Genomic DNA, 25930 nt, shown 5'->3' on the forward strand with positions numbered 1-25930 from the left:
TCCCTACTTAGTCATTTAATTTCCGTAGCTCTTGTTTGATCTCTGTCTTTGATTTTGTATTCTCATCGATTTCTTTTAATACTTTTGCAGGCGTGCCAGCAACCAATGTGTTTGGCGCAACATCCTTTGTAACAATTGCTCCAGCTGCAACGATTGCTCCTTTCCCTATCGTAACACCTTCCAACACAACTACATTTGCTCCAATTACCACATCATCTTCTACGACAACCGGTTTTGCAGATGGTGGTTCAATAACCCCAGCAAGAACGGTTCCTGCGCCAATATGACAATTCTTACCAACTGTCGCACGCCCACCCAGCACAGCGTTCATATCAATCATCGTTCCTGTGCCAATAACAGAACCGATATTTATCATTGCTCCCATCATAATGACACAACCGTCACCAATTTCTACTTGATCACGAATTACAGCACCTGGTTCAATACGAGCATTAATTCCTTTTAAATCTAGTAATGGAATTGCCGAATTTCTGCGATCATTTTCCAGCACATAATCCTCTATAACATCTTTATTATTCTCTAATAGGCTCTTGATTGTTTCCCATTCTCCAAATAAGACACCACTTTTACTCTCCAAAAACGATTGAATCGATTTATCTAATTCTAATTGACTTAAATCATTACCCTTTATATATACTTTCACTGGTGTACTTTTTTTGCTGTTTGAGATAAAGCTTATAATTTCATTTGCATCCATCATATTCATTATTTCGTATCCTCCTATTTATGTACTATCTTTTAATTTAGCAGATAGCTTTTTTCGTCGCAATTATTATCCATTATGTAAATTCCTAAAGAGGCTTTTACAAATAATCTTATCTAGATTATCCCTGTTCATTAAAGCAATGAAAGAGACTAAAGCAAAAGTATTTCTTCAAAAAATAACCCGAACGAATCAGTTCGGATTATTTTGGTATCATCGCTCTAGCAAAATACTTCGCTTTTTCAAGGAGTCTACTTATTTTGCCTGCGTTTCGTATAAACACTTAAATTTTTATTGTTCCGTTTTTGGGGGTTAACTATTTTAGTTTCGTCCCAGCATCTTCTCATGATTTTTGTGTATAAATGTCTTTTTTAACTTGCTTTAAAATGGCTCTTCTTGTTAGAATCCCATCAAAATATCCATCACTATCAGCCACACAGACAAAAGGATGGTTAATAACTGTATTTAAGCCTTTAAGTAACGAATCTTCTTTTGATAAGCAAGGTATTTCTTCATTTAAAACATCCTTAACAAGGATGTCAGAAAGCCGCTCAAACTCAAAACGTTCAAGCCCTAATATTTGATTTAATATATTGGTTTTAGCTATTGTTCCAATTAATTTATAAGATGCATCAAGAACCGGAACTGCGGAATATCCAGACTTTACCAATACAAGCAAAGCATGCTCTAATGGATTATTTACTTGTACATGTGCAACCTTCTCGGAAGAAATCATCACATCACCAACAGATAGATCAGTTAATTGCTTATCTTGCAACATACTCATCACATCACCCCTTATCATACTTTCATAGAAGGTACAGTTTCGTATCCATTTTATTAACCCACCAAACTACATTCTATATTTTACCATAGTGTAGAAATAAGAAAAACGAAACAAGCTAATTTTGGTTTGCAAAAGCAACTTATAAAAGTTATAATATGAACATATGATCATATAGTATTGGAGAGAGAAAAAATGGATTATAATCCAATTGATGAACAATTAATCGATGCTGTTTCACAAACGTTTAAAGCTTTATCTGATCCAACTCGTATTAAAATCTTACATTTACTCTTCCATAAAGAGTGTTCTGTCAGTGAGATCGCAGATTGCCTAAAAATGAATCAATCTACCATTTCACATCAGTTAAAGTATCTTAAACAGCTAAGACTAGTTAAAAACCGACGAGAAAAGACCATGTATTATTATTCTCCCGATGATTATCACGTTATGAATTTATTAGAACAAACTATTGAGCACAGTAAACATACACGATAGGAGGCTTGATTATGGGACATGATCATGACCATCACCATGGTCACCATCATCATACAAGTAACAAGAGGGTACTATTCTGGAGCTTCATCATGATTACGGCGTTTATGATAATTGAAGCAGTTGGAGGTTTGCTAACAAATAGTCTTGCTTTACTATCAGATGCTGGACATATGTTGAGTGATGCAGCTGCATTAGGATTAAGTCTTTTAGCATTTAAAATTGGCGAGCGACAAGCGACTACTTCAAAAACATATGGTTATCGTAGATTTGAAATCATCGCAGCGTTTATTAATGGCATAACATTGGTGCTTATTTCCCTCTATATTTTCTATGAAGCTTTTCATCGTTTTATGGATCCGCCAAATGTCAGTGCCAATATGATGATTATTGCCGTAATTGGGTTTATCGTTAATATCATTGTAGCTTGGATGCTGATGCGCGGAGACTCAGAAGATAACCTTAACATTAAAAGTGCATTACTTCATGTTTTAGGTGATCTCTTAGGTTCAGTTGGAGCCATCGTAGCAGGTATACTCATACTGCTTTTCGGTTGGAATATTGCCGATCCAATAGCTAGTGTAATCGTCGCCATTTTAATCTTAATTTCAGGTTTCAGAGTGACCAAGGAATCTATCCATATATTAATGGAAGGAAAGCCCGTGCATATAGATGTAAAAGAAATTAAAACAGCATTATTAAAGTTACAAGGAATAAAAGATGTGCATGATTTACATGTTTGGTCAATTACCTCTGAGTTTCCAGCGTTGAGTTGTCATGTAGTTGTTGATGATTCTATCCATCGTGATGACTTACTTAAACAAGCAAATCAGGTATTAAAAGACCAGTTTCATATATCGCATTGCACCATTCAAATGGAAGGTCTTCATACACCCTTTCAAGAAGATTGTGATTCCTGTCCTTAAACGCTACCGAGATTAGGAGTGTCTGCCTTATTTTGGCGGACACTTCTTTCTATGCGAATATGCTCTCCTCCCAATAACAACAGTTCCTAAAACAAATACAGTAGCTCGTTTTTCATTATTTAAACGGTTTAATACCTATCCATTTTATCGTATGTTCTTATGAATCAAATGTCAAGTAATTAACTGACTATTCCGATAAAAAGTGTGGCTAATTCAATTTTTCACTATTCGTGTTATAATTTTGTTTTAATGCATGTCGAGAAAGGTTTGTAACCAATGAACAGAAGATCATTTTTAAAAAAAGCGCTTGGTAGTTTCCTTGCGTTACTAGGGCTAAGCGGCGGAACATACTATTATGCAAAAGAAATTGAGCCTATACTTCTTCACATAAATAAAAACAGAATCTCATCTAAAAAAATAAACCCTGCATTTCAGGATTTTAAAATCATTCAATTTTCAGATACTCATATTGGATTTCATTACACATTAGAACAACTCCATGAACTTGTTCTCAAAATCAATGGACTAGAACCTGATTTAATAGTATTTACTGGTGACCTTGTGGATGAGCCCCACACCTTTCAATGGGATGATAAAATTGTAAATATTTTAAGTAAATTAACCGCTCCTAAAGGAAAATATTGGATCTACGGAAACCATGACCATGGGGGATATGGGACAGAGATAGTGATGAAAGTAATGGAAAATGCTGGTTTTCATCTTTTACAAAACAATCACACAACAATCGACGTTAACGGAGCGCAATTGACACTAGCAGGGATTGATGATGTTATGCTTGGCAAACCAGACTTACAATCAACACTTACTGAAGCTAATCCTGAACTTTTTACCATATTACTTGCTCATGAACCTGATTTTGCTGATCAAGCCGTGAATTACCCTGTAGATGTCCAATTATCTGGGCATAGTCATGGTGGACAAGTAAGATTGCCATTTATTGGTCACCTCTATACACCTGCATATGCTGAAAAATATGTGCAAGGAAAATATTCGTTAAATGATGATAAGCTTTTATTATTTGTAAATAGCGGAATCGGAACTACTAGACTGCCTTATCGATTTTTATGTAAACCAGAGATTCACCTCTATACCCTTGAACATCATAGTTAACCTTCAGGCTATTTATTAATGTCAACTAATTATATGTTAGCGCAGAAACAAAATACCTAATAAAACACACACTATCACTATTTCAGTATTTTGTTAACAATTTATACATGGTATTTTAGGGCTTTCCATGCTACACTTAATGGGATTTCAAACACGTATGGAGGTTTTACATATGCGGACAACGTGTAAATTCATTTTACCCTTAGTGTTTTTATTATTATTATTAGCTGCTTGCGGAAATAAATATCAAGGCGACTACTCTGTTGAAGTAAAGGACTTTTCATTCACGAACCAAGATGGTGAAAATGTCTCCAAAAGTGAGTTAGATGGTGACTTTTGGATTGCGGATTTTATTTTCACAAATTGTGAGACGGTTTGTCCCCCAATGACATCCAATATGGCTAATCTACAAACCCAACTAAAAGAAGCTGGCTTAGATGATGTTCGTCTTGTTTCGTTCAGTGTAGATCCAGATAATGATACGCCAGAAAAATTAAAGGAATTTGGAGAGTCCAGGGGTGCATCTTTTGATAACTGGGATTTCCTAACCGGTTATGAATTTGACAAAATCAAAGAGTTTTCTATTAAATCATTTAAAGCACCTCTAGAAATACCAGCAGACTCTGATCAGGTCATGCATAGCGTTTATTTCTACATCATTTCTCCAGATGGTGACTTTATTTATCGATTTGATGGAAGAAAGCCAGATGAAGTGAAAAAAATCGTTCCAACGATTCAAGATTTGAAATAACGTAATAACGAGCAGATAAGTTCTGCTCGTTTCTGTTGTTAAATGATTAGCTATCACTCTTGCAACAAGATATGCTTTGCGATAGGATATAGACAAGCTATTTAAGAACGGGAGCAAAGGAGGAGCCTAACTATGACAAACAAACAACAACTAGAAGAACTTGCAAAAGCACTTTATACGATTAATCGGCATGCTAAAACAGCTCCTGACCCGAAACACCTCTACGATATAAAAAAAGAAACTATAAGTCGCTTACTCTCTGAAAAACGAGCTAATAAAGTCGGACTTCATTTTTCTAAACAGCCTAAATTTAGTAATCAACATTCAACGCTTCTTGTTAAAGTAGCTAACTATTATTTCCATATTCCGCCAACCAAAAAAGACTTTAAGAATTTAGAGCACCTTGGATCATTAGACGAAAATTATCGGAACCCTCAAGCGAAAATGTCATTATCACAAGCGAAAAAAGTCATTTATCGTTATATTAATTGGAAGCCGGAAAATAAGAAAAGAAACTATGAAAAGAAACACTCTTCTGCTTCTACATATTTCACTCCTTCTTCATTGGGTAAAATGGAATGGCCGCCAAGTAAATCACACCGAAATTAGAAATAATATTTAGCCTCATAATATCCTATTCCATACAAATACAAGTCAGTTATACGCTTTATACACCCTTTTCAAGTAGTAGCGGCAATCCTCTACTGCTTTATTTATGTGAAAATAATCGTTTTCCTGCCGAGAACAAGATTAGCACAATACCAAAAATGGATAACGCTCGTAATAGTAGTGATAAATATGCATATGTAGATTTGTCTAATGTACCTGTAGTCATAAGAATACTAAAACATACTGTAAAAACACCTAAACTAATTCCGATGTACGACAGAAGCATATATGTACGTTTCCGCATATTCCACTGAATAAATATGTTTACGAAACGATATAAAATTCCTATTCCTAGAACGATCAGGAATAGTAACAAATAGCTACCCTCCCCTATTATTGATTGCAATCGATGCATATCATACTCTATATAAAGGATGTACATTGTATCGTCCCTTTCTTCTTTCCATAGATTAGTAGCATTCTATCCTACTCTTCTTTTAACTATACATCCTTATTCATCCCTAAGAAATTACCTTCTACACAAAATTCTCACAGAACATTTATTAAATTTGATATAATGGGCTAAATTGACAACTATAGAGGGGTGATTTGTATTTGAAAAAAGCATATTTATATATTATCACTGGTGCTGCTTTATGGGGGACAATCAGTTGGTATGTTAAAAACCTCTATTCGTTTGGCTTCACACCTATGGAGGTAGTAATTTTACGAGCATGGTCAACAGCCCTATTGCTCTTTCTTTACTTATTATTTTTTTTCCGAAACAAACTAAAGCTTAAATCCTTGAAAGATATAAGGTATTTCCTTGGAACTGGTATTTTAAGCATTACTTTCTTTAATTTTTGCCTATTTACAGCGATTGAATTAAGTACCATTCCTGTGGCTACAGCATTATTATACACCGCCCCTGCATTTGTAATGATATTATCCTTTTTATTTTTCAAAGAGCCCATTACGAAAGGGAAGCTTATGGCTCTTCTAACGACATTAATTGGAACTTGTCTCGTAGTAGAAGTCATACCATTTAATCTAAATGCTGTATCTCTAAGTGCAATTATTTTTGGTTTAGGTGCTGGATTTGGCTACTCCTTATATAGTATATTTAGCAAGTTTGCACTTCGAAAATACTCTAGTCTCAGCATAACTACTTATACGTTCATCATAGCTGCAATTGCATTATCACCTCTATTTCCTTACAAGGAAAAATGGGAATTACTCATGTACCCCGAGGTGATTTTCTACACACTTGGATTAGGCTTTTTACCTACTGCTTTCGCTTATATTATTTATACACATGGACTTAACCACACAGAAGCTTCCAAAGCATCTATTTTATCAACAGTTGAGCCAGTTGTAGCTACATTGATAGGTATATTAATATTTCAAGAGACGTTTTCTATCATCCAATCGATTGGGATGGCTTGTATTTTGGGGGCTGTTCTTTTTATTCAGTTAAATAACCAACCTAAGGCGGTCAACCTTTTACGAAAAACTGGTACATCATAAAAGAGGCTGGGACAAAACACAACTTCTTTACTCAAAATACGAATAATCATATGATCAATAGGAGAATCATCGCCGCACCGTGAAAATATACGCTCTTTCCGCTATTTAGCCACAAAAACGCCCCCTGAAATTAGATTTTTTACTCTAACTTCAGGGGGTCGGTACCTTATCGTTCGTTTTTAATTATTTCTCTTCATTCTTTTGTCTCAGTCTCTTTTACCTAGACATAATAGAGATCAAGCTTTTTTCCTCTTGTTTTGGACTAATTTCATCTGTTTCATTTCTAATCTAGTTTCTATCTGAGAAATGCTTTTCTTATCGTCTAGTAATTCTTGTTTATTTTGTTTAACTAACTGCTCAAAATTTAACGTTTTTGGTCGCATGTGATACACTCCTTTTATACTGTCAACAAGAGTATACCGTAAATTCTTGTAAACTAGATCACAAATTTTTAAATATTTTTTAACAATTTAATTAATTCACCTTGGAGGTAATTTTATGCAACATCTACTTAATAAAAATGTAAAAGAAATAGAAATATCAGGGATTCGTAAATTTTTTAATATGGTAGCAGATGAAAAAGATATTGTATCGTTAACCATTGGACAACCAGATTTCCATACACCCGATCACGTTAAGGAGGCAGCGGTAAATTCCTTACATAAAAACAAAACAACCTATACACATAATGCAGGTATTATTGAACTTCGTCGAGCCATAGCTGTGTTTAATCAAAAGCAGTACGCGATTAGCTATAATCCTGAAAATGAAGTCATTGTTACAACAGGTGCATCTCAGGCGATTGATATTGCTTTTCGTACCATATTGAATCCAGGAGATGAGGTATTACTCCCTGGACCAATTTACCCTGGATATGAACCGTTAATCCGCTTAGCTGGAGCAAGTCCGGTTTATATGGATACAACTAAAACAGGCTTTAAAGTTACTAAAGATATGCTTGTTAAGCATATAACAAAAAAAACAAAATGTATTGTTTTGCCCTATCCTTCTAATCCAACTGGGGCTTCATTCTCAACAGAAGAATTGCAACAACTTGTCTCCATACTGAAAGATAAAGAACTGTTTGTATTAGCAGACGAAATATATAGTGAATTAGTATATGACAGCCAACATATTTCCATAGCTAGATTTTCCGAGATAAGAGATAAAACCATTGTTATTAATGGGTTATCAAAATCCCACTCCATGACTGGGTTTCGAATTGGTTACGTATTAGCACCCGATTGGATCGCTTCGGAGATGCTAAAGGTTCATCAATATAATGTCTCCTGCGCTTCTTCCATTAGCCAGTATGCTGCATTAGAGGCTTTAACATATGGAATAGACGATTCAAGCGAAATGCGATCTGCTTATCAGCAGCGAAGAGATTATGTACAAGAGAGATTGAACAACATGGGGCTTAGTGTCCAGAGGCCTGAAGGAGCATTTTATTTCTTCCCAAAATTTCCGATAAAAGAAATAAGCTCATTCCAATTAGGATTGGACCTAGTAAGAAAAGGTAAGGTTGCGCTAGTACCAGGTAATAGCTTTTCTAAACTAGGAGAAGGATATATGCGCATTTCCTATGCATATCAATTAAAGACCTTACAAAAAGGACTGGATAGATTGGAGGATTTTATTCAGACGTATTTATAAACCGTTCCTATAATTACATCATTATAATTTCTATTTTTCATGTGCATCAGGGTGTTTCATGCTCTCATAAAGATTTAAGAGCCTATCCAATTCTTGACTAAGCGCAACTGATTCAAGATTGGTAAACCCTTTTTCCAATGCAACCTCCGTCATTTTATTACGCAGAAATTCAATTCTTTTAAGAAGATTGTCTGTTGTACTCATTATGATCGCAGTGATACCTCCTCCTTTTGGTTTATTTTACTGTAGCATAGCATTACAGAATTTGACAAGTTTTTCTTGCTATATAACACAAGCTATTTTATTTGTAGAGATTCTCTTACTCGCTTAGTTTTGTCCACTATGCTACTATAATAAGTGTAATGTTTTCTGGAAAGGATGTCTTCGGTGGCAGAAACAAAAAAGAAAAATGAATGGTTGGAATGGGTTAAGGCAATCATTATTGCAATTTTAATTGCTTTCTTTTTAAGAACGTTTATTTTTGCAACGTCTATTGTTGAAGGTGAAAGCATGGACCCCACTCTCCAAAACGGTGAAAGAGTAATCTTTAATAAAATAATCTATATTCTTGATGAACCAGAACGCGGGGACATTGTTATTATCGAAAGACCATTAAAAAATTATGTGAAACGTATTATTGGACTTCCTGGCGAGACAATCGAAATTAATGGAAGTAACCTTTATATTAATGGTGATAAATACGAACAAAATTTTTTAAATGAAGAAGCACAACGTCAGTCAGGTAATTATGGACCAGTGGAAATACCTGAAGGAAACTATTTTGTTATGGGAGACAATAGAGCAATAAGTAAGGATAGCCGAAATGGCTTGGGATTAATCGAAGAAAATGAAATTATAGGCCGCTCTGAATTTATCATTTTCCCTTTCGATCAATGGTCCTTAACCAGATAAATAATAATATAACGTAGTGTATGGGAAAAGATCAGACGATTCGTCTGATCTTTTTTGAAGTTTCCATTAATTACTTATTTTTCTGCATCAAAGATACAGTAACCAATATTTAACAGAATAATAACAAAACAAATAATACCGAAGACAGCTCCCATATCGATTTCCATATGTACCGCACCTCCTCCAAAAAGCTCCTATGTAACATAACTTAGTTAATCTTATTATTGGAATACTTCCACTTTATCATACCAATTTCTATTACCTAAGAAAAGTCAAAATATGATAAAATAATGCTATTACTAATTAAATGAAAACAGAAGCTGTTTCATATAAAAGCAGGTGATTTAAATGCTCCATTGTCCGTACTGTGGTACATCAATTAAAGAAGATGAGAGCTATTGTATTAAATGTGGCAAGAAACTACCAGAAGATAGGTTTAACCGGGTGAAAAAGAAAGTAGGCAAGCAATTTTGGAAGCTACCAGCGATTGTCACAGGCTGTGTATTGCTTTCTATCGTCTTACTCTATGTTACGTTAGAAATTCGAACTGCTAAAGCAAAGGACTTATACAATAAGGGTGAAGAGAAGGTTCTAAATGCAGAATATCAAGAAGCTAAAGAGCTCTTTCAGAAAGCGATTGACTATAAGCATAATTTTAATCAAGCACAGCATTCACTTGAATTTATGGAACATGCGTTATCTATAAGAGCTTCATTAGAAGAGTCAACGCAGTTTCTTAAAGAAAAAAAATATCAGGCAGCGCTCGATCTTATCAATAATACAGAAAACACGCTAAAAGACTTTGATGGGCCTGCGATAAACCAATTAATTGACGAGATTGCAGCTAATCGAAATGCTGTTAAATTAAAGCAAGTAACAGAATCTTTAAAAAAGGAACCGAATATTGATCAATTAAAAATATTACTTTGGGACGCTGCTTCTATCGACACTGAGGAAGCTGAACCAATTACAAAAGATATTAGAGACCAAATAATTAATTATACGTACACAAGGGCCAATGAGCAATTAAATAAAAAACAATTTAATGATGCGAAATTAATTGTTGAGGATGGCTTAAAATATGCTCCTAAGTCAGAGAAATTAACAAGTTTACAGACAACGATTGATAAGGAGCAGGTGAGTTTTGAAACGGCCCAGCAAAAAAGAATCGAGCAAGCTATGACCTCTGCTACGAAAGAACAGCAAGTAAATGAAAATGATGCGGTTGAATTAGTATCCATAAAAACCACTAGTGATGATCAAGGTAATCTTGTAGTTAAAGGGAAGGTTAAGAGTGTGGCAACCATCCCTGTTAATTCCATCATGGTTAAGTATAGACTTCAAACTAAGGATGGACATGAGTTATTAACAAATGGCGTTTACGTATATCCTGATGAATTATATCCAGATGAGTCCGGAAACTTTGAATTCACTCATTTTGATATCGACTATAAAGCCAAAGATGTAGAAACGGATGTTGAGAAAATAACTTGGTATACCGATTAATTAAGAGGCTCATTCAAGCGAGGTGAACAATGCAGTGCCGAAACTAAAGTATTCGACATATCTTCTATCAGGTCTTGTACTTATTATTGGTATCATAGCTATGATATTTATTTACCAAAAATGGCAAAGCGAAGATATGTCGATTAGTAATCCTGTCATAAATAAAGTAACTACAAGTAATCAAGATTTAGATTTAAAATCAATCATTCATGAAGCTGAAAAAAATGTAATTCAGATTGAGGGACAAAATGAAGATAGTACCATTACAGGCTCAGGATTCGTATATAATAAAAGTGGAGACATTATTACCAACGCCCATGTAATTAAAGATGCTGATGTAATCTATGTTCGTACTGCCAATGCGCAAATTTATCCAGCTGCGGTTGTTGGGATTGGTGAAGATACAGATATTGCTGTCATTCGTGTTCCACAGCTTGCAGGTCAATATATGGAAGTCGAAAAAGAATCGCCTTCTGAAATAGGTGATGAAGTTATTGCATTAGGTAGTCCACACGGTTTTCAAAATACTGTTACATTAGGTATTATTTCTGGAAAAGAACGTAATTTTACGGTGGATGGATTTAATTATAATAATGTATATCAAATATCTGCTCAAATTACAGATGGGAATAGTGGCGGTCCATTAATTGACAGAAAAACAGGTCATGTTGTTGGGATTAATTCAGTTGGAACTAAAGACGGCACGATAGGATTTAGTATCCCAATCACTGAAGTAATTGATGAAATGGACCAATGGTCACACGAAGCTCAAACGGATAAACTGGATTTTGCAAGCACATCAGATATTATTAGTTCTAAAGACCCCGATCAGATTCAAGAGGATGCAGAGTATTTAGTTAATTATTTCCTTGAGAGTATTGAAATTAGAGATTACGTTAATGCTTACGCACTATTAAGTAGTGAGATGCAATCTAAGTCCTCCTACGCGCAATTTCGAGAGGGTTATATTGATTTTATAAACGTGAAATTTTCAGAATTAAAAAGCACTATAGCAGACAATAATCAAGTTCAAATTGAAGCTTCCGTCACCATTGAAAAAAGATCTAAAGAGGAAGAAAAAGCTAGCAAAACATCTTATGCCTATACGTTTACTACAAAATATGAAAATGATCAAATTAAAATTACTAGTATTACAGCAACAGAAACAAAGGAATAAAGTTAAACTTCAATCAGCGGGAGTTTTGTTTATCCCCCAGAGGGCTTACTGCCAGTTATATTGGGGATAGATCGGCCTTATTACTATTAGAAATCCGTTATAACTAGGTAAAAGTCCAAACCATTTTCTCCGCGATCGCATATAGTGTAACTGTAAGATCGGAGGTGAAATAATGGGTTACGGATATGGCGGAGGCTGCGGCTATCCTAGTGGAGGATATGGTAGCAACTTTGCATTAATCGTAGTGCTTTTTATTCTATTGATTATCGTAGGTGCTGCATTTTATTGCTAAACCAAAACAACAGCTTGTGCCATCTTTCTTCTCTTGGCGCAAGCTGTTGTTCTTTTAATTATCGTTAAGAAGCATTTCTTTTAATTGATAGGCAGGTACTGGCCTGCTAAAAAAATACCCCTGCATTTCATCACACTTCTCTTGTTGAAGAAAGGTAAACTGTTCTTTCGTTTCAACACCTTCAGCAATAACTTTCATATTTAAAGAATGCGATAGTTGAATAATTGATTTCACAATCAGTCGATTCTCATCTTGTTTATTCATAAACATTTTATCAATCTTTAATTTAGTTATTGGAAATAAGCTTAAAGATTTTAATGAGGAATAACCTGTCCCAAAATCATCAATAGCAACTAAAATCCCCTCTGATCTAAGTTCTTGCAAAATATCCAATATCGATTGTTCATTTTTCATTGCCATGGATTCCGTTATTTCTAATTCTAGATATTTTGCATCTAAGTTTGTCTCATTTAGGATTTTTTTGATTTTTCCCACAAACCCTTTTTGGTGAAGTTGCACGGCAGATAGATTCACACTTACAACAATAGGTGTAAGTCCTTCATCCTGCCATTTTTTGTTTTGCCTACATGCTTCATGGAGAACCCACTCACCTATATCTATAATGATGCCCGTTTTTTCTGCAATCGAAATAAAATCACGTGGGGATATATAACCTTTTTCAGGGTGTCGCCATCGCAGTAATGCTTCCACTCCGATAATTCGTGAAGATGTAAAATCGACTTGCGGTTGATAATACAACTCAAATTGGCCGCCAATTATCGCTTTTCTCAGTTGATTTTCCATAGTAAGAAGTGACTTGAACTTTTCAGAGATAGAGGTTTCAAATAATTTATAGCAATTACGATATGTATCTTTTATTGAAAGCAATGCGGAGTTAGCGTGTTTAATTAAGTCATCAGCAGTAAGCCCATTTTGAGGGAAAAGACTAATGCCGATGCTTATTGAAGTATAGATTTCACAATCATTTATTTTTACTGGGTCTTGAAAGCAATGGATTAATCGTTCTGCAAATTTATTAATGGATGCCTTCGTATCTATTCCATAGTGTAAAACGAGAAACATATCGCCACTTAGGCGAGCTATAAATGTGTTTGCTTCAATAAACCCCTTTAATCTTTCTCCACTTGCTTTAATTAATTTATCACCTACAGAATAACCCAGTGTATCATTAAGCTCTTTAATGTAGTCCAAATCAAAGGAGTAGATTGCCAAAACTTCGTTTCGGCTGGTAGCTCGCTCAATTGCTTCATTCAGTACTTTTGAAAATAATGTCTATTAGGTAAGTCCGTTAGCTCATCATAAAATGCTAAATATCCGATTCTATTTTAAGTAACGTATAAGCAGCGTCATTTCCGGCTAAGATTATTCCACTCTTGTTCGTAATTAGGATAGCTTCTTGTAAATTAACTAAAATACGATGAGGGATTGGCAAAAAACGCTTCTGCTTAGACATATATCATTCTCTCCCAACTGACAACTTATCCAATAATTAATTTTTCTTTCGGGTAATGATAATTACCACTGTTTTTATTATTTTTAAACATAAATAAAAATGTAATGATACCTACTCTGCCGATAAACATTAAAATCATTAGAACAACCTTACTAAATGAAGTTAATTCACTTGTAATACCTAGTGAAAGACCTACTGTACCAAAAGCAGATGTTGCTTCAAACATAATTTGTGTTATTGAAAATGGTTCAGCAATTGAAATAACCAGTACAGATGTAAATACTAAAATTAGTGCCATTAAAGTTACGGTAACAGCTTTTAGTAAATCTTCATCATACACTTCTCTGTTAAATAGACGAATACTCTTCCCGCCTCTAGCGTATGTAATGATAAAAATTACAACTAAAATAAATGTAGTTGTACGTATGCCTCCTCCAGCACTGCTTGGTGAGGCACCAATAAACATTAATAAAGACATAAATAAATGGTTCTGCTCCGTAAGTTGGCTGACATCCATTGTTGCTAGTCCACCACTTCTTGTCGTTACTGACTGAAAAAGCGAATAAAAGAATGCTTCATGCCATGATTTATCGACGAAAAAATTAGTAATATCCAATAGATACATGAAAAAAGCACCAATAATAATAAGGATAAGAAATGTGGTGGTAGTAACTTTTGTAAATAAGCTAAAACGAATATGTTTTCGTATATCTGGCTTAGCAAATATGTATTCTTTTACCTCGATTAATACAGGAAAACCAATCGCCCCAAAAATAATTAATAGCATATTAATAAATTGTACAAAATAATCGTCTTTAAATGGAATTAGTGACGAACCCGTTATATCAAATCCACCATTTGATACGGCGCTTATCGTACCAAAGAACCCATGAAGATACGCTTCTTTAGCTGTATCAAAATATTGTAAAAAATACGTTCCTAATACAATAAATCCAATAAATTCAATCGTTAACAGTACATAAACAATTTGCTTAATCAAACGAACCATTCCTTCAAATGTCGTTTGATTTTGGTCTGTCATAATTAATCGACGTTCTTTCAAACCAATTTTTTTTCCTAGTAAAAGCCAAATGAATGTCCCAATCGCCATAACTCCTACAGCACCTAGCTGTAGAATTGCTGCGAGTAAAATAATTCCCGTAGTGCTTAACGTATCTGCAACTGTAATGGAACTCAAACCAGTGACACTAAGTGCACTGACGGCTGTAAATAGAATATCAATAAACGGAATATCTACTCCATCTTTATAAACGATTGGTAAGGACATAATGACCGTTGATAGTAACACGGCAAAAAAATAAAATAATAATAAGATTTGAACTGGTGACAGCCTATTTGCCCAGCGAATCGCTGTCGTCTTTTGGTATTGCATATGTAATTACTCCTTGTTTGCTCTGGTGTTTACATCCATATGTACTAAAAATCCTATTCATATTATAGCAGGCGCTGTAGATAAATGCGCCTATTTCATTCAAAAAAGTTCGCGACCCGAATTTTCGCAAATTTTAAAACTTCACCAATGCTTGATTAACTTTTATCACGTAATTTCTTTAAATTTCTTTAATAGTTCTTTACCTTGATATCCTTCTTCAATTAACGTAGTTAGCATTGATTCAATATTTGCCTTTCTTCTATCTACAATATTACCTAAAAATAACACATTCATGTTTGAGCCGATCTCATTCATACCTATGATAGAAGTGATAAATGTCGCTGTATCATTACTTTCTTTTGTAATTTTAACCTGAATTAATATCTCATCTTTATTTTTACTTAATTGTTCAAAATATGGCATGTATGAGCTTTCAACGTAAGCCTCTACTGTCCATTGGTTTTTATCATCTTCCCGATTAATAATTAAACCATCTATCAATGGAATCCGATGTGGAATGATTTCTCCATCCTTTTCTTCCATCACATTTAATAATTTTAGTTTAAAAGTTTTCAACGATACCACTCCTCGTATAGTATATTAAGGAATTAATTTTCAGCCTATCCATTCTGATTCATTTAAATAATATACAAGCTGTTGCAACTCGTTTGTGGAATTTTTCATAAATGCGTTTATTTCATTGCATCAGATCTCAATCACTTGGACGTTCCGTGATGTTCCTAGATAATGTTCTAGGATCATTTGAGACAATTCTTTTCACTCCACCGGGCATAACCGAAATTGTAAAACTGTTTCCCGAGTGCTCGCAATAATATTGTCAGCCAAATTACGCAGGAAAAACAGCGGTTCCCCACCGTAATTCGTGCAAATCGCTCTACTATCAATCAATAAAAATTCATCAAATGATAATAATTCAGTCGTTGATAGAAATTTTTAGTTTTCACCAAAAATTCCTTTTGGTATACAATATGTGCAGCGTAAATTGCATTGATCCGTTACTGAAATCCTTACATCTTTAAGTGGTCTTCCAAATCGATCCTCCATAATTAATCACGACATTGCCTCCCCCCTTTATATTAACGAAAATTCGCTTGACCCTCCATGTCTTCCAATAATAGAACTTCTAGTTCATCGCCTTTTTCGTATTTTTCTTTTCCGCCCGGTATTTCTATCAGACATGTAGTATACGCTAGTGAAGATACCACATTTGAATGATCTATCCCAGCAAGTTGTACATATAGTTCTCTACCCTGATAGCTTAGTTGTCCTCTCACATATCGAGTATATGGATTCATTTTTGGAAAATCATCATCTAGTTTTGCTTTGACACGTTTCATACAAACATTTTTTTGATGCATTATCCCTCTAATCATTGGTCGCACAAATAATTCAAAACCTACGTAACATGCAGATGGATTACCAGATAGTCCAAATAAAAGTTTCTTTCCCTTCACCGCTACCGTTGTTACACTTCCTGGCCTCATCGCTACTTTATTAAATAAGGTAGTTGCACCTAGCATGTTATAAAGCTCTGGCATAAGATCAAAATCACCAACGGATACACCACCTGTCGTGATTAAAATGTCTACTTCTTGAAGTACACGCTTGATTCGCGAATAACTGGAAGTAACATCATCATCAAGCTTTCCATAATAGCTAGGATCTCCCCCTGCTCGTTTGATTTGTGATAATATCATATATGCATTCGAATTATATATTTTTCCACTTTCCAGGTCTTCATCTGGCTCAAGAAGTTCCGTCCCTGTCGCAATAACACCAATAAGTGGTTTTTTTATCACTTCCACTTGATGATACCCAAACGTTGCCAATAAAGCTTTTATACCTGGATTGATGATTGCTCCTCGATCTACTAGCAAAGTTCCTTTAGCTAATTCAGAGCCTTCTTTAATAATATTTTGATTTTCTTCCATTTTTTTGGCTAATTCCATATAATGAATACCGTCTTTTTGATAGGTGTAGCAATCTTCAAGCATAACAACACAATTAGCTCCCTGCGGGATTTTTGCACCAGTCATAATCCTTGTTGCCTGTCCTTCACCTAATTCATTTCTGGGTAATTGTCCAGCTCCAATATAGTCGATAACTTCAAAAACAACCGGATCTTCATCTGTAGAATATTTCGTATCCTCTGCTCTAATAGCAAAACCGTCATAAGGAGATTTATGAAAGAAGGGTATATTATGTGTTGCAATAAATGGTGCTGCAAGCCGACGAAGGTCACAATTTTCAAGTGAGACAAGTTCCGTCTCAGCTTCCCATTTATGTCTCATTACTTTGTTAATTGCTTCATCCACCATAATAGGATTTCTAGGCTTCACCATACATTTCTCCCCTTATCCCTTTATATAAAGCTAGTGTACCAAAAATAGTAATTTTTTGATATAGCCTACGATTTGTGAAGCACGCACAATTCCAAAACAATATATCCAGCATGTAAAGCAAAGAAATAAAAATCGTCTTGATTGAACTTATATATACTTTTTGATTGTTTACCCCACATCTAACTGGCAGTAAGATCCCCATTTCAAGAAACAAAGTGAAACCAATTTGGGGAAGTGTGGATCGACTGCCAGTAAATGTCCGATTGGTTCAAGGGCCTTTAGCTCATACCCTTGTGGTACTAACAATCTGAGGTGAACCCCCCCCGGATTGAAGTTTCACTTTATTGTATAATGGTAAAAAACAGGTGAGGTGTGTTCTTATGAAGAAGGGTATATTGTTCCTATTAATGCTTTTACTTACCTCATGTAGCGATGACAAACCTGTTATTGAAAGAGCAGATGCTGGAATAAACCAAGAAAATAACGGAGCCGCATTCTTGGAAGAAATAGTAATAAAGATGTAGAAGAATTTATAGAGCTTTACTTAAAGAATGAGAAAATAACCATTAATCTTCAATTGGTCCCGATATTAAGATCATATTTACATACATCTAGCGACCCAAAATCAGCTATGGAGAAAATGGATTCCGCTCACTGATTTAGCAAAACCAATCTACCTGCTCGAATTTTCTTGTACCAACGATTTGTGCTCTTATTTAATTTTTAATCCAGCTATGAACCATAAAGCATACCTTATATCCGATTTAGCAAAGGCTGTGACTATTCATTCACAGACCTGTTTGTATTTCAACGGGATACACCTCCTCTTCCAGTATCAAATATCGTAGTTATTGACGTTGAAAGCTGGGAAATAGTATCATTAGCAAATACTAGTGGTGAAGATATTCTTCCTTTTATATGACCATTAAAAAATGCTAAATGAGAAGATAATCAAACCTTATCTGTTTTAAAACCTGATTTTCAAGAACCAGAGCTAATAAAACAAACTACCTTAGATGATCTATCAATGAGTACCATCACTTTAGAAATTAATTCACAGTAATAAAGGAGAATGATAATGACAATATCAGCAATCGACACAATCATGAGTCATCGGTCTATTCGTAAGTTTAAAAACCAAAAACTTTCAGAAGAACAAATTCAAACAATTGTGACAGCCGCACAGCAAGCATCCACCTCTAGTCATGTTATGGCTTATACGATAATTGGCATCACTGATGAAAGCATAAAAGAACAACTAGCAGAAATCTCTGGACAACCCTACGTAAAAGATAATGGACACCTATTTGTCTTTTGTGGTGATCTACATCGCGTGGAGCAAATTGGTAGCAATGAAGAAAGGCTGGCTATGCAGAAAAGCTTGGAAAGCTCTGAACAATTTATTGTCATGACAATTGATGCAGCGCTTGCTGCACAAAATGCGGCAATTACTGCCGAAGGCCTGGGCTTAGGAATCTGCTTTCTTGGAAGCTTACGCAATGACGTTCAAAAATTAAACGATTTATTGAGGCTACCTCCAAGAGTAATACCATTGTTCGGATTAGCCGTTGGATATCCAGACCAAGAGCCTGAATTAAAGCCAAGATTACCATACGAAGCCGTTTACCATCATAATACTTACTTACAGATAGAAAAACAGCTTCCTTTTATTCAACAGTTCGATCAAGAGCTTCACGATTATTATCAGATACGGACGCAGAATAAGCGCAAAGATACATGGACAGAACAAATGGTGAGAAAATTTTCAAACCCGATTCGAATGGATGTTGCTCCATTCTTGAAAATGAAAAATGTAAACAAACAATGAGCTTCATTTATCCCGCATATAACTAGCAGCAGGTCCCTAAAGTGAAACCCAATATGATAAGTGAGGGATCGACTGCCAGTACATGTCCGATTGGTTCCTATCAGTGGAGGGAACAAGCTCCACTGATTGTAGTTTCACTTTATGTATATAACTAGGGTGTGGAACGAAACTAAAATAGTTCGAATAAATATTAATATGAAGCGCAGTCAAAAATACGTAGATTTTTAAAGAAGAGCGCTTTTTCTGCGATGTATCGCTGTCGAAGTCTTCCTTATCCCACGGGGAAAGGCGCCAACTGTAGATGAGCCCCAGGAAGGTTGTATACTGATGGAGCAATGATAGAACCTATTTAAGTAAATAAAATTATTTTGTTCCAGTCTCTAGTTAAAATGAAGTTCTTCAACATGATCAATCACTTTCCACTCTCCATTGACTTTAAAACGTGCTTCAAAATATATATTTGTCATTTTTTCACTTCTTGGTATCGGAAATATATCTGGATCTTGAGGTATGTATACATTTCCGCTTTTAAGCGTTCTATTTACAGGACTACCAGTAAAATCATGATTTTTATGATCCATAGATACAGATATTAAGGGGGACTGATGATGTACAACTACCTCCTCATTTCCAATATACTGTAATGATCGAAAAACTTCTATTCCTTCTTGTGTGTTTTCAATTCGTATATGTAAAATAAAATCATCCATCTCTTTACTTACTGTTATATCCTCCACTAATTTTGCATTTGCATTCCTAAAGTCGCTATAAATAAGTAAGAGTAAAAAAATACCAATCATCAATAAAATAACAATGATTTTCTTCACATGAAATCCTCCCACAAAACCTCTTACATATAAGACGATTTACCCCTTAATAATGTTTCAATTTTTAATAATTTTTCATAACTGGTTATAATAGGAAAAATATCCATCGTATATTTACCTCTAGAAATCCTCATTCTAACTAATGATGATATCACAAAGGAGGATCTGTATGACTGTATCAAGCCAAGTTAAACAAACCATAGCAGGTCTTAAAAGTGCCCAAGCCAGTTTTGAACAATTTGCACTACAAACTGAAAACAAGCAAGCAAAACAGCTATATGAAAATGCTGCACAACAAACAATGGCTATCTTACAAAGTGTAGAGCCTAGAGTGAAGCAAATAGAACAGGAAGAGCCTCAATATAAAGGGTTTTAAGAAGAAATTAACTATTTCGAGGCTGGAATTACCAGCCTCCCTTTTTAGCTCGATAAATGAAATGGGTGATTAAATGCAATGGAGATGGGCTAGAAATTTAATGATAAGTTTCTTACTAATTACATTAATTGGTTGTGGTAATGACTCTGCTTTAGAGCCACCGACCAATCAACCGAATGGAGACATAGATTTAACAAAAATATCGACAAATTCATCTGTAAGTCAACATCATGCAAACAGAGCGAAAGAAATACTTAGTCACTACCAGGAAATAACTACAGTAAAGGCAGTTAATACAGATAAACATATGCTAATTGCGATAGAAATACAGCATGGTAAACGATTTCAACTGGGAAAGATAAGAGAACAACTAACCAAACAGATGAAAAAGGAATTTAAAGACTTAAAAGTCGAGCTTTCGACAGATAAGAAAATTGTTATGGAATTAGAAAAATTAGAGAAATCTATTCAATCCAAATCCTATAGTAAGAAAAAGCTGGAAAAGAAATTGAAAAAGCTTATTGAATTCTCCAAAGAGCAGACATGAGGAAATGAGGGATAATGAATGGCAGATAAAACGAAAAAAAATACACCGCCTGATGCTCAGGAATATCAAGCTTTCCAACAAGAGAGGGAAGTGAAAAGACCCATATTAAAAAATTGTGTAAAAGCCTTTTTAGTAGGTGGAATCATTTGCTTTATAGGTCAAATCATTTCCACTTTTTATATCTATTACTTTCATTTCACGGAACAAACTGCAGGAAATCCCACTGTAGCAACTCTGATCTTTATTACGATGTTGTTTACTGGATTTGGATTTTATGATCGAATTGGTCAATTTGCTGGGGCTGGTTCTGCCGTACCCGTTACAGGGTTTGGTAACGCTGTTATTTCAGCAGCAATTGAGCACCGAACTGAAGGATTTATCCTAGGAGTAGGTACGAACATGCTGAAATTAGCTGGACCGGTTATTGTCTATGGTGTCTTTTCTGCATTTGTAATTGCCCTCATCAAAACCATTCTCATTCAGTGGGGTGGATTATAATGCTGACTGGACACCAAACATGGGTGTTTGCTAATACTCCTGTCATTATTGCTACTGGAACGGTCGGCGGACCGTTCGAAGCAAATGGTAATATAGCGAATGACTTTGATTTACTACATGAAGATATGTGGCTAAAGCAAGATTCCTTTGAGAAAGCACAACAAGCATTAATGGAAGAAGCTTGTCAAATGGCTATCAAAAAGAGCAAAATCGAAAAAGAACAAGTTGAATTTTTTATTAGTGGTGATTTGATAAACCAAATTACACCTAGTAGCTTTGCTGCAAAAACGATCGGCATTCCTTACTTGGGAATTTTTAACGCCTGTGCTACCTCTATGGAGAGCCTTGCATTATCAGCTATGATCATAAATGCCAAAGGAGCAAACTATATCTTAAGCGGAACTTCAAGTCATAATGCAGCTGCAGAAAAACAATACCGATACCCTACCGAATATGGAGGACAAAAACCGCCAACTGCTCAATGGACAGTTACAGGAGCGGGATGTGCATTACTCGCGCAACATGGTCAAGGTCCAGTTGTTACTTCCGCAACTATAGGAAAAATTGTTGATATGGAAATGACAGACCCGTTTAATATGGGTGGAGCCATGGCACCAGCAGCAGTGAATACAATTGAAACACATCTTAAAGAACGGAACATCGACCCCTCCTACTATGATTATATTATTACTGGTGACTTAGGACATATCGGTAGAGAAGTCTCCTTGGACTTATTGCAGAAAAGAGGCGTAACCATCCATGAAGACCAATATGTTGACTGTGGATTAACCATTTATCGGGAAGGTCAACCCGTTCTAGCTGGAGCTAGTGGCCCTGCTTGCTCAGCCATTGTAACGTATGGTCATTTTCTTAATTTAATGAAGAAGGGTGAAATTAAACGCATATTAGTTGTAGCAACTGGTGCGCTTCATTCACCACTAAGTATCCAACAAAATGATCCAATACCTTGTATTGCGCATGCAGTATCAATAGAAGCAGGAAGTGATGTTTCATGATCTTTTTTTGGGCATTTGTAATCGGAGGTCTAATTTGTGTAGTTGGTCAACTCTTACTCGATGTTCTAAAACTAAATCCAGGGCAAACATTGACTATATTGGTTGTATCCGGGGCAATTTTAGACGGTTTTGGACTCTATGAACCATTAATCGACTTTGCTGGTGCAGGGGCTACTGTACCAATTACAAGCTTTGGGAATTCACTGGTACATGGAGCAATGGCAGAAGCAGAAATCCACGGTCTAGTTGGAGTTGTAACTGGGATGTTTGAAGTAACAAGCGCTGGTATTTCAGCTGCAATTATTTTTGGTGTTATCGGTGCCATAATTTTCAAACCAAAAGGTTAGGAGGGTATTGAATGACAGTAGGTTCTCAGGTGAAAGGCTGTTTTTCTTCTATAAAAAGTATAGAGGCTACATTGCATCTATTATCAGAAAAAACAACGGAACAAGAGGCACAGCAAAGATACCTTCAAGTAGAGCAGTTAATAACTGAAATAAAAAGAGATTTGCAACAGCACGTTATTCAACTTACGAAAGAAGAGCCACAATACAAGTAATCTGTAATAAGAAAGGATAGATAACCGATGCCAGAATGGGTTATTGTGATCATACGGTCATTTTCTCTACTGATCATTTTGTTTTTTATGACGAAATGGCTTGGGAAGAAACAAATCTCACAATTAAATGTGTTTGAATATATTTCCGGTATCGTACTTGGAGGAATAGTTGCCATCCACACGATTGATCCAAACGCAAACTTAATTTATGCTATACTGTCCATGTTTATTTGGTTTATCGTACCATTAACTGTAGAGTATATTTCTTTAAAAAGTAAACGATTTCGGAACTTCACAGAGGGAAGCAGCACTGTTTTGATTCAGGATGGAAAAATTATGGAAGATAATCTTAAAAAGGAAGGATATTCGACAGATGATCTTTTAGAGAAATTAAGGGATAATAATGTTTTTCTTGCATCTGATGTTGAATTTGCTGTACTTGAACCGTCCGGTTCTTTAAGTGTTCTTCCTAAAAAAGAAAACCAACCTCTAACAGCAAAAGATTTAGGATTAAAGCTGGCGCCTGAAAAAGAACCTCAAACGGTTATTATGGATGGTGAAATGTTGTTAGAACCTCTTGCCAACTTATCCTTAAGTGTCAACTGGTTGGAGACTGAACTTGATAAACAAAATGTTAGTATAGAAAATGTATTTCTGGCGCAAGCGGATAATGACGGACAGCTATACCTTGATTTATATGACGATTTGCTTGCTGTGACGGAGCCGTCAGAAAAACCTTTACTTATGGCAACCATGAAAAAATGTCAAGCTGACCTCGAGCTTTTTTCATTAGCAACTGAGAATCAACATGCGAAACAACTTTACGAAAAAAACAGCAAAAAACTTCAGCAAGCTATCGATTTACTTAATCCATATCTCATCTAATTATACACCCCCTTTACGTACTTATGTGTAAGGCGGGGTGTATCTTTATTGTCCAGCCACCGATTTCCTTTTGTTGCGGTTGCTTTTCGTGTAAAATAAAAAGTGAAACTTCAATCCGTGGGGTTTTTCTTTATCCCACACTGATAGTTAGTACCACAAGGGTATGACCTAAAGGCCTTTGAACTAATCGGACATTTACTGGCAGTCGACGATCCCTCACTTATCATATTGGGTTTCACTTTAGGGACCTACTGCCAGTTATACACGGGATAAAGTAGTTATCTTTATTATATACGAAAGGGACTGAGTAACATGAGGAACAAATTGAAGGCCTATCGTTTTCCCATTATTTTACTATCATCGATCATTATAGGTTCTATTATTGGTCTTGCATTTGGTAAAGAGGCAACGGTAATTAAACCATTGGGTGACTTATTCATTAATTTATTATTTATGATTGTTGTTCCACTCGTTTTCTTTACCATATCATCTGCGATTGCCAGCATGGATAGTATGAAACGGCTCGGGAAAATCATGGGTTCTATGCTTACAATATTTATTGTTACTGGTATCATCGCATCAATATTTATGCTTACAGCCTCAGTAATTTTCCAGCCTGGTTCAGGTGTTGATATTCCACTTATGGAGCCAGATAATGTAGAAGAAATGAGTTTTTCTGAACAGATCGTCAATACATTTACCGTACCTGATTTTGTAGATTTATTTTCTCGTGAAAACATGCTTGCACTCATTATATTTTCTGTTTTAATCGGCGTAGCAACCGGTATTACAGGAGAAAAAGGTCGCCCATTCTCGAAATTCTTAACAAGTGGCTCTGAAGTATTTATGAAAATTATACAATTAGTCATGTATTATGCTCCTATTGGTTTAGGCGCTTATTTCGCTGCTTTAGTTGGTGAATTTGGAGCAGACCTGATTGGTGACTATGCAAAAGCTGTCATTATATATTATCCGGTTTCCTTCCTTTATTTTGTAATTGGCTTTACACTATACGCCTTTATAGCTGGTGGCAAAAAAGGAACCGTTCGATTTTGGAAGAACATTTTATCCCCTGCAGCTACCTCTTTAGGTACTGGTAGTAGTATTGCATCGCTTCCTGTGAATTTACAGGCAGCTAAACGAATTGGCGTACCAAAAGATATTAGGGAGACTATACTTCCCCTAGGAGCAACTATACATATGGATGGTTCATGCCTTTCTGCGATGTTAAAAATTTCCTTTGTCTTTGGTGTTTTTAATAAGGACTTTACAGGTATAGATACATTCTTAACAGCAATCGGTATCTGTTTGTTATCAGGAATTGTTATGAGTGGTATTCCTGGTGGTGGTTTTATGGGTGAGATGATGATTATTACCTTATACGGACTACCTATGGAGGCTTTACCAATTATATCGGCCATCGGTGTCGTTGTCGATCCACCAGCCACAATGGTTAATGTTACAGGTGACACAGTTTCAAGTATGCTTGTTACAAGACAATTAGAAGGAAAAGATTGGATGGAAAAAGCAAAAGCATCAACTGCTTAATAAGAAAAACGGAGCAAAATTCGCTCAGTCCTTATCACTAAATGCTCAGATTTACGCTTCCTCTAGTAGCTATTATGGAATAATAGCTACTGCTTGCTTGACCACCACTCCGGCTGCCCACTTCCC

General features: G+C 35.4%; 31 protein-coding genes and 2 pseudogenes. 21 read left to right on the forward strand and 12 right to left on the reverse strand.

All coding sequences use genetic code 11. The features are described from left to right. Positions 1 to 7: 7 nt before the first annotated feature. Positions 8 to 727 carry a 2,3,4,5-tetrahydropyridine-2,6-dicarboxylate N-acetyltransferase gene (gene dapD, locus RVS70_RS14045; RefSeq protein ID WP_321133751.1) on the reverse strand — a complete coding sequence of 240 codons (720 nt, stop codon included), beginning with the start codon at positions 725 to 727 and terminating at the stop codon, positions 8 to 10. Positions 728 to 1067: 340 nt separating this feature from the next. Further along, entirely contained in the window at positions 1068 to 1511 is a 444-nt protein-coding gene (gene cbpB / locus RVS70_RS14050; protein WP_026680740.1) for a cyclic-di-AMP-binding protein CbpB, read from the reverse strand. 192 nt (positions 1512 to 1703) lie between these two features. On the opposite strand from cbpB, the gene RVS70_RS14055 reads away from it, so the two are divergent. The 5 genes from RVS70_RS14055 to RVS70_RS14075 all read left to right on the forward strand — a co-directional run bounded on the left by RVS70_RS14055 (position 1704) and on the right by RVS70_RS14075 (position 5420). Then, on the forward strand, positions 1704 to 2006 hold the full coding sequence (locus tag RVS70_RS14055; protein ID WP_026680739.1) for an ArsR/SmtB family transcription factor: 303 nt from the start codon (positions 1704 to 1706) through the stop codon (positions 2004 to 2006). An 11-nt stretch (positions 2007 to 2017) separates the two neighbouring features. Further along, positions 2018 to 2929: a cation diffusion facilitator family transporter gene (locus RVS70_RS14060; protein WP_026680738.1), complete on the forward strand. Its 912-nt coding sequence runs from the start codon at positions 2018 to 2020 to the stop codon at positions 2927 to 2929. 276 nt (positions 2930 to 3205) lie between these two features. After that, entirely contained in the window at positions 3206 to 4060 is an 855-nt protein-coding gene (locus RVS70_RS14065) for a metallophosphoesterase (RefSeq protein ID WP_026680737.1), read from the forward strand. A 172-nt stretch (positions 4061 to 4232) separates the two neighbouring features. Continuing rightward, positions 4233 to 4811, forward strand: a complete 579-nt coding sequence (locus RVS70_RS14070) for an SCO family protein (RefSeq protein ID WP_026680736.1) — start codon at positions 4233 to 4235, stop codon at positions 4809 to 4811. Between the two features lie 132 nt (positions 4812 to 4943). Next, positions 4944 to 5420, forward strand: a complete 477-nt coding sequence (locus tag RVS70_RS14075; protein ID WP_121605027.1) for a YkyB family protein — start codon at positions 4944 to 4946, stop codon at positions 5418 to 5420. A 100-nt stretch (positions 5421 to 5520) separates the two neighbouring features. Here RVS70_RS14075 and RVS70_RS14080 read toward each other — a convergent pair whose 3' ends face one another. Beyond that, a complete protein-coding gene (locus RVS70_RS14080; RefSeq protein WP_121605026.1) occupies positions 5521 to 5796 on the reverse strand; it encodes a hypothetical protein in 276 nt (91 codons plus the stop codon). 239 nt (positions 5797 to 6035) lie between these two features. Between RVS70_RS14080 and RVS70_RS14085 the strand changes: the two genes are divergently transcribed. Further along, positions 6036 to 6947, forward strand: coding sequence for a DMT family transporter (locus RVS70_RS14085; RefSeq protein WP_026680733.1), 912 nt, complete (start codon positions 6036 to 6038; stop codon positions 6945 to 6947). 236 nt (positions 6948 to 7183) lie between these two features. Here the strand turns inward: RVS70_RS14085 and RVS70_RS14090 are convergent, their stop codons facing one another. Then, positions 7184 to 7330, reverse strand: a complete 147-nt coding sequence (locus RVS70_RS14090) for an FbpB family small basic protein (protein WP_080668660.1) — start codon at positions 7328 to 7330, stop codon at positions 7184 to 7186. A gap of 115 nt (positions 7331 to 7445) precedes the next feature. Between RVS70_RS14090 and RVS70_RS14095 the strand changes: the two genes are divergently transcribed. Then, positions 7446 to 8603: an aminotransferase A gene (locus RVS70_RS14095; protein WP_026680732.1), complete on the forward strand. Its 1158-nt coding sequence runs from the start codon at positions 7446 to 7448 to the stop codon at positions 8601 to 8603. Positions 8604 to 8633: 30 nt separating this feature from the next. Here the strand turns inward: RVS70_RS14095 and RVS70_RS14100 are convergent, their stop codons facing one another. Next, a complete protein-coding gene (locus RVS70_RS14100) occupies positions 8634 to 8807 on the reverse strand; it encodes an aspartyl-phosphate phosphatase Spo0E family protein (RefSeq protein ID WP_080668659.1) in 174 nt (57 codons plus the stop codon). Positions 8808 to 8990: 183 nt separating this feature from the next. On the opposite strand from RVS70_RS14100, the gene lepB reads away from it, so the two are divergent. The 4 genes and pseudogenes from lepB to RVS70_RS14120 form a co-directional block, all read left to right on the forward strand. After that, the gene (gene lepB / locus RVS70_RS14105; RefSeq protein WP_026680730.1) at positions 8991 to 9515 is read left to right on the forward strand and encodes a signal peptidase I; all 525 of its coding nucleotides are present in this window, start codon (positions 8991 to 8993) and stop codon (positions 9513 to 9515) included. A gap of 348 nt (positions 9516 to 9863) precedes the next feature. Continuing rightward, positions 9864 to 11021 carry a DUF2116 family Zn-ribbon domain-containing protein gene (locus RVS70_RS14110; RefSeq protein WP_321133758.1) on the forward strand — a complete coding sequence of 386 codons (1158 nt, stop codon included), beginning with the start codon at positions 9864 to 9866 and terminating at the stop codon, positions 11019 to 11021. A 34-nt stretch (positions 11022 to 11055) separates the two neighbouring features. After that, on the forward strand, positions 11056 to 12198 hold the full coding sequence (locus RVS70_RS14115; RefSeq protein ID WP_026680728.1) for a S1C family serine protease: 1143 nt from the start codon (positions 11056 to 11058) through the stop codon (positions 12196 to 12198). Positions 12199 to 12406: 208 nt separating this feature from the next. Next, positions 12407 to 12490: pseudogene (locus RVS70_RS14120) on the forward strand (YjcZ family sporulation protein); the annotation flags it as partial. A gap of 54 nt (positions 12491 to 12544) precedes the next feature. On the opposite strand, the gene RVS70_RS14125 reads toward RVS70_RS14120, so the two are convergent. The 6 genes and pseudogenes from RVS70_RS14125 to glp form a co-directional block, all read right to left on the reverse strand. Beyond that, complete coding sequence (locus RVS70_RS14125) at positions 12545 to 13294, reverse strand: putative bifunctional diguanylate cyclase/phosphodiesterase (protein WP_304956768.1); 750 nt, start codon at positions 13292 to 13294, stop codon at positions 12545 to 12547. 54 nt (positions 13295 to 13348) lie between these two features. Continuing rightward, positions 13349 to 13768 (reverse strand): annotated as a pseudogene (locus RVS70_RS14130) (diguanylate cyclase domain-containing protein); the annotation flags it as partial. A 49-nt stretch (positions 13769 to 13817) separates the two neighbouring features. Next, positions 13818 to 13964, reverse strand: a complete 147-nt coding sequence (locus tag RVS70_RS14135) for a hypothetical protein (protein WP_161629268.1) — start codon at positions 13962 to 13964, stop codon at positions 13818 to 13820. Positions 13965 to 13989: 25 nt separating this feature from the next. Further along, positions 13990 to 15357: a TrkH family potassium uptake protein gene (locus tag RVS70_RS14140; RefSeq protein WP_051388302.1), complete on the reverse strand. Its 1368-nt coding sequence runs from the start codon at positions 15355 to 15357 to the stop codon at positions 13990 to 13992. 165 nt (positions 15358 to 15522) lie between these two features. Continuing rightward, the gene (locus tag RVS70_RS14145) at positions 15523 to 15933 is read right to left on the reverse strand and encodes a YwpF family protein (protein WP_026680726.1); all 411 of its coding nucleotides are present in this window, start codon (positions 15931 to 15933) and stop codon (positions 15523 to 15525) included. A gap of 521 nt (positions 15934 to 16454) precedes the next feature. Next, positions 16455 to 17720 carry a gephyrin-like molybdotransferase Glp gene (gene glp / locus RVS70_RS14150; protein ID WP_026680725.1) on the reverse strand — a complete coding sequence of 422 codons (1266 nt, stop codon included), beginning with the start codon at positions 17718 to 17720 and terminating at the stop codon, positions 16455 to 16457. 380 nt (positions 17721 to 18100) lie between these two features. On the opposite strand from glp, the gene RVS70_RS14155 reads away from it, so the two are divergent. Continuing rightward, positions 18101 to 18244: a hypothetical protein gene (locus RVS70_RS14155; RefSeq protein WP_161629267.1), complete on the forward strand. Its 144-nt coding sequence runs from the start codon at positions 18101 to 18103 to the stop codon at positions 18242 to 18244. A 554-nt stretch (positions 18245 to 18798) separates the two neighbouring features. Further along, positions 18799 to 19548, forward strand: coding sequence for an oxygen-insensitive NADPH nitroreductase (gene nfsA, locus RVS70_RS14160; protein WP_321133765.1), 750 nt, complete (start codon positions 18799 to 18801; stop codon positions 19546 to 19548). 380 nt (positions 19549 to 19928) lie between these two features. On the opposite strand, the gene RVS70_RS14165 is transcribed toward nfsA, so the two are convergent. After that, complete coding sequence (locus tag RVS70_RS14165; RefSeq protein WP_026680722.1) at positions 19929 to 20375, reverse strand: hypothetical protein; 447 nt, start codon at positions 20373 to 20375, stop codon at positions 19929 to 19931. Positions 20376 to 20544: 169 nt separating this feature from the next. Between RVS70_RS14165 and RVS70_RS14170 the strand changes: the two genes are divergently transcribed. The 8 genes from RVS70_RS14170 (at position 20545) to RVS70_RS14205 (ending at position 25804) form a co-directional block, all read left to right on the forward strand. Continuing rightward, on the forward strand, positions 20545 to 20751 hold the full coding sequence (locus RVS70_RS14170) for a DUF1657 domain-containing protein (protein WP_026680721.1): 207 nt from the start codon (positions 20545 to 20547) through the stop codon (positions 20749 to 20751). 73 nt (positions 20752 to 20824) lie between these two features. Next, positions 20825 to 21298, forward strand: a complete 474-nt coding sequence (locus tag RVS70_RS14175) for a hypothetical protein (RefSeq protein ID WP_321133768.1) — start codon at positions 20825 to 20827, stop codon at positions 21296 to 21298. A gap of 18 nt (positions 21299 to 21316) precedes the next feature. Further along, positions 21317 to 21796, forward strand: coding sequence for a stage V sporulation protein AC (gene spoVAC, locus RVS70_RS14180; protein ID WP_026680720.1), 480 nt, complete (start codon positions 21317 to 21319; stop codon positions 21794 to 21796). Next, on the forward strand, positions 21796 to 22812 hold the full coding sequence (gene spoVAD, locus RVS70_RS14185) for a stage V sporulation protein AD (RefSeq protein WP_121605023.1): 1017 nt from the start codon (positions 21796 to 21798) through the stop codon (positions 22810 to 22812). Before spoVAC ends, spoVAD begins: the two co-directional genes overlap by 1 nt. Next, positions 22809 to 23159, forward strand: a complete 351-nt coding sequence (gene spoVAE, locus RVS70_RS14190) for a stage V sporulation protein AE (protein ID WP_026680718.1) — start codon at positions 22809 to 22811, stop codon at positions 23157 to 23159. The genes spoVAD and spoVAE overlap by 4 nt, the downstream gene beginning before the upstream one ends. A gap of 11 nt (positions 23160 to 23170) precedes the next feature. Beyond that, the gene (locus RVS70_RS14195; protein ID WP_026680717.1) at positions 23171 to 23371 is read left to right on the forward strand and encodes a DUF1657 domain-containing protein; all 201 of its coding nucleotides are present in this window, start codon (positions 23171 to 23173) and stop codon (positions 23369 to 23371) included. Between the two features lie 27 nt (positions 23372 to 23398). Next, positions 23399 to 24256 (forward strand): DUF421 domain-containing protein, encoded by an 858-nt coding sequence (locus RVS70_RS14200; RefSeq protein WP_026680716.1) that lies wholly within the window; start codon positions 23399 to 23401, stop codon positions 24254 to 24256. A gap of 312 nt (positions 24257 to 24568) precedes the next feature. Further along, positions 24569 to 25804 (forward strand): dicarboxylate/amino acid:cation symporter, encoded by a 1236-nt coding sequence (locus RVS70_RS14205; RefSeq protein ID WP_026680715.1) that lies wholly within the window; start codon positions 24569 to 24571, stop codon positions 25802 to 25804. The last annotated feature ends 126 nt before the right edge of the window (positions 25805 to 25930 follow it).

This window comes from Virgibacillus sp. M23 (assembly GCF_034190895.1).
In the GTDB taxonomy this organism is placed as follows: Bacteria; Bacillota; Bacilli; order Bacillales; family Amphibacillaceae; genus Virgibacillus; species Virgibacillus salarius.

What these genes read in the sequence shown, in the direction of transcription:
- spoVAD (WP_121605023.1), top strand. Translation starts at nt 21,796, where the DNA reads ATGCTGACTGGACACCAAACATGGGTGTTTGCTAATACTCCTGTCATT.
- nfsA (WP_321133765.1), top strand. Translation starts at nt 18,799, where the DNA reads ATGACAATATCAGCAATCGACACAATCATGAGTCATCGGTCTATTCGT.
- RVS70_RS14125 (WP_304956768.1), bottom strand. Translation starts at nt 13,294, where the DNA reads ATGGAAAATCAACTGAGAAAAGCGATAATTGGCGGCCAATTTGAGTTG.
- RVS70_RS14110 (WP_321133758.1), top strand. Translation starts at nt 9,864, where the DNA reads ATGCTCCATTGTCCGTACTGTGGTACATCAATTAAAGAAGATGAGAGC.
- RVS70_RS14140 (WP_051388302.1), bottom strand. Translation starts at nt 15,357, where the DNA reads ATGCAATACCAAAAGACGACAGCGATTCGCTGGGCAAATAGGCTGTCA.
- RVS70_RS14205 (WP_026680715.1), top strand. Translation starts at nt 24,569, where the DNA reads ATGAGGAACAAATTGAAGGCCTATCGTTTTCCCATTATTTTACTATCA.
- spoVAE (WP_026680718.1), top strand. Translation starts at nt 22,809, where the DNA reads ATGATCTTTTTTTGGGCATTTGTAATCGGAGGTCTAATTTGTGTAGTT.
- spoVAC (WP_026680720.1), top strand. Translation starts at nt 21,317, where the DNA reads ATGGCAGATAAAACGAAAAAAAATACACCGCCTGATGCTCAGGAATAT.
- RVS70_RS14060 (WP_026680738.1), top strand. Translation starts at nt 2,018, where the DNA reads ATGGGACATGATCATGACCATCACCATGGTCACCATCATCATACAAGT.
- RVS70_RS14175 (WP_321133768.1), top strand. Translation starts at nt 20,825, where the DNA reads ATGCAATGGAGATGGGCTAGAAATTTAATGATAAGTTTCTTACTAATT.
- RVS70_RS14135 (WP_161629268.1), bottom strand. Translation starts at nt 13,964, where the DNA reads ATGTCTAAGCAGAAGCGTTTTTTGCCAATCCCTCATCGTATTTTAGTT.
- RVS70_RS14090 (WP_080668660.1), bottom strand. Translation starts at nt 7,330, where the DNA reads ATGCGACCAAAAACGTTAAATTTTGAGCAGTTAGTTAAACAAAATAAA.
- RVS70_RS14170 (WP_026680721.1), top strand. Translation starts at nt 20,545, where the DNA reads ATGACTGTATCAAGCCAAGTTAAACAAACCATAGCAGGTCTTAAAAGT.
- RVS70_RS14065 (WP_026680737.1), top strand. Translation starts at nt 3,206, where the DNA reads ATGAACAGAAGATCATTTTTAAAAAAAGCGCTTGGTAGTTTCCTTGCG.
- RVS70_RS14100 (WP_080668659.1), bottom strand. Translation starts at nt 8,807, where the DNA reads ATGAGTACAACAGACAATCTTCTTAAAAGAATTGAATTTCTGCGTAAT.
- RVS70_RS14070 (WP_026680736.1), top strand. Translation starts at nt 4,233, where the DNA reads ATGCGGACAACGTGTAAATTCATTTTACCCTTAGTGTTTTTATTATTA.
- RVS70_RS14155 (WP_161629267.1), top strand. Translation starts at nt 18,101, where the DNA reads ATGAAGAAGGGTATATTGTTCCTATTAATGCTTTTACTTACCTCATGT.
- RVS70_RS14095 (WP_026680732.1), top strand. Translation starts at nt 7,446, where the DNA reads ATGCAACATCTACTTAATAAAAATGTAAAAGAAATAGAAATATCAGGG.
- dapD (WP_321133751.1), bottom strand. Translation starts at nt 727, where the DNA reads ATGAATATGATGGATGCAAATGAAATTATAAGCTTTATCTCAAACAGC.
- RVS70_RS14055 (WP_026680739.1), top strand. Translation starts at nt 1,704, where the DNA reads ATGGATTATAATCCAATTGATGAACAATTAATCGATGCTGTTTCACAA.
- glp (WP_026680725.1), bottom strand. Translation starts at nt 17,720, where the DNA reads ATGGTGAAGCCTAGAAATCCTATTATGGTGGATGAAGCAATTAACAAA.
- RVS70_RS14195 (WP_026680717.1), top strand. Translation starts at nt 23,171, where the DNA reads ATGACAGTAGGTTCTCAGGTGAAAGGCTGTTTTTCTTCTATAAAAAGT.
- cbpB (WP_026680740.1), bottom strand. Translation starts at nt 1,511, where the DNA reads ATGAGTATGTTGCAAGATAAGCAATTAACTGATCTATCTGTTGGTGAT.
- RVS70_RS14200 (WP_026680716.1), top strand. Translation starts at nt 23,399, where the DNA reads ATGCCAGAATGGGTTATTGTGATCATACGGTCATTTTCTCTACTGATC.
- RVS70_RS14075 (WP_121605027.1), top strand. Translation starts at nt 4,944, where the DNA reads ATGACAAACAAACAACAACTAGAAGAACTTGCAAAAGCACTTTATACG.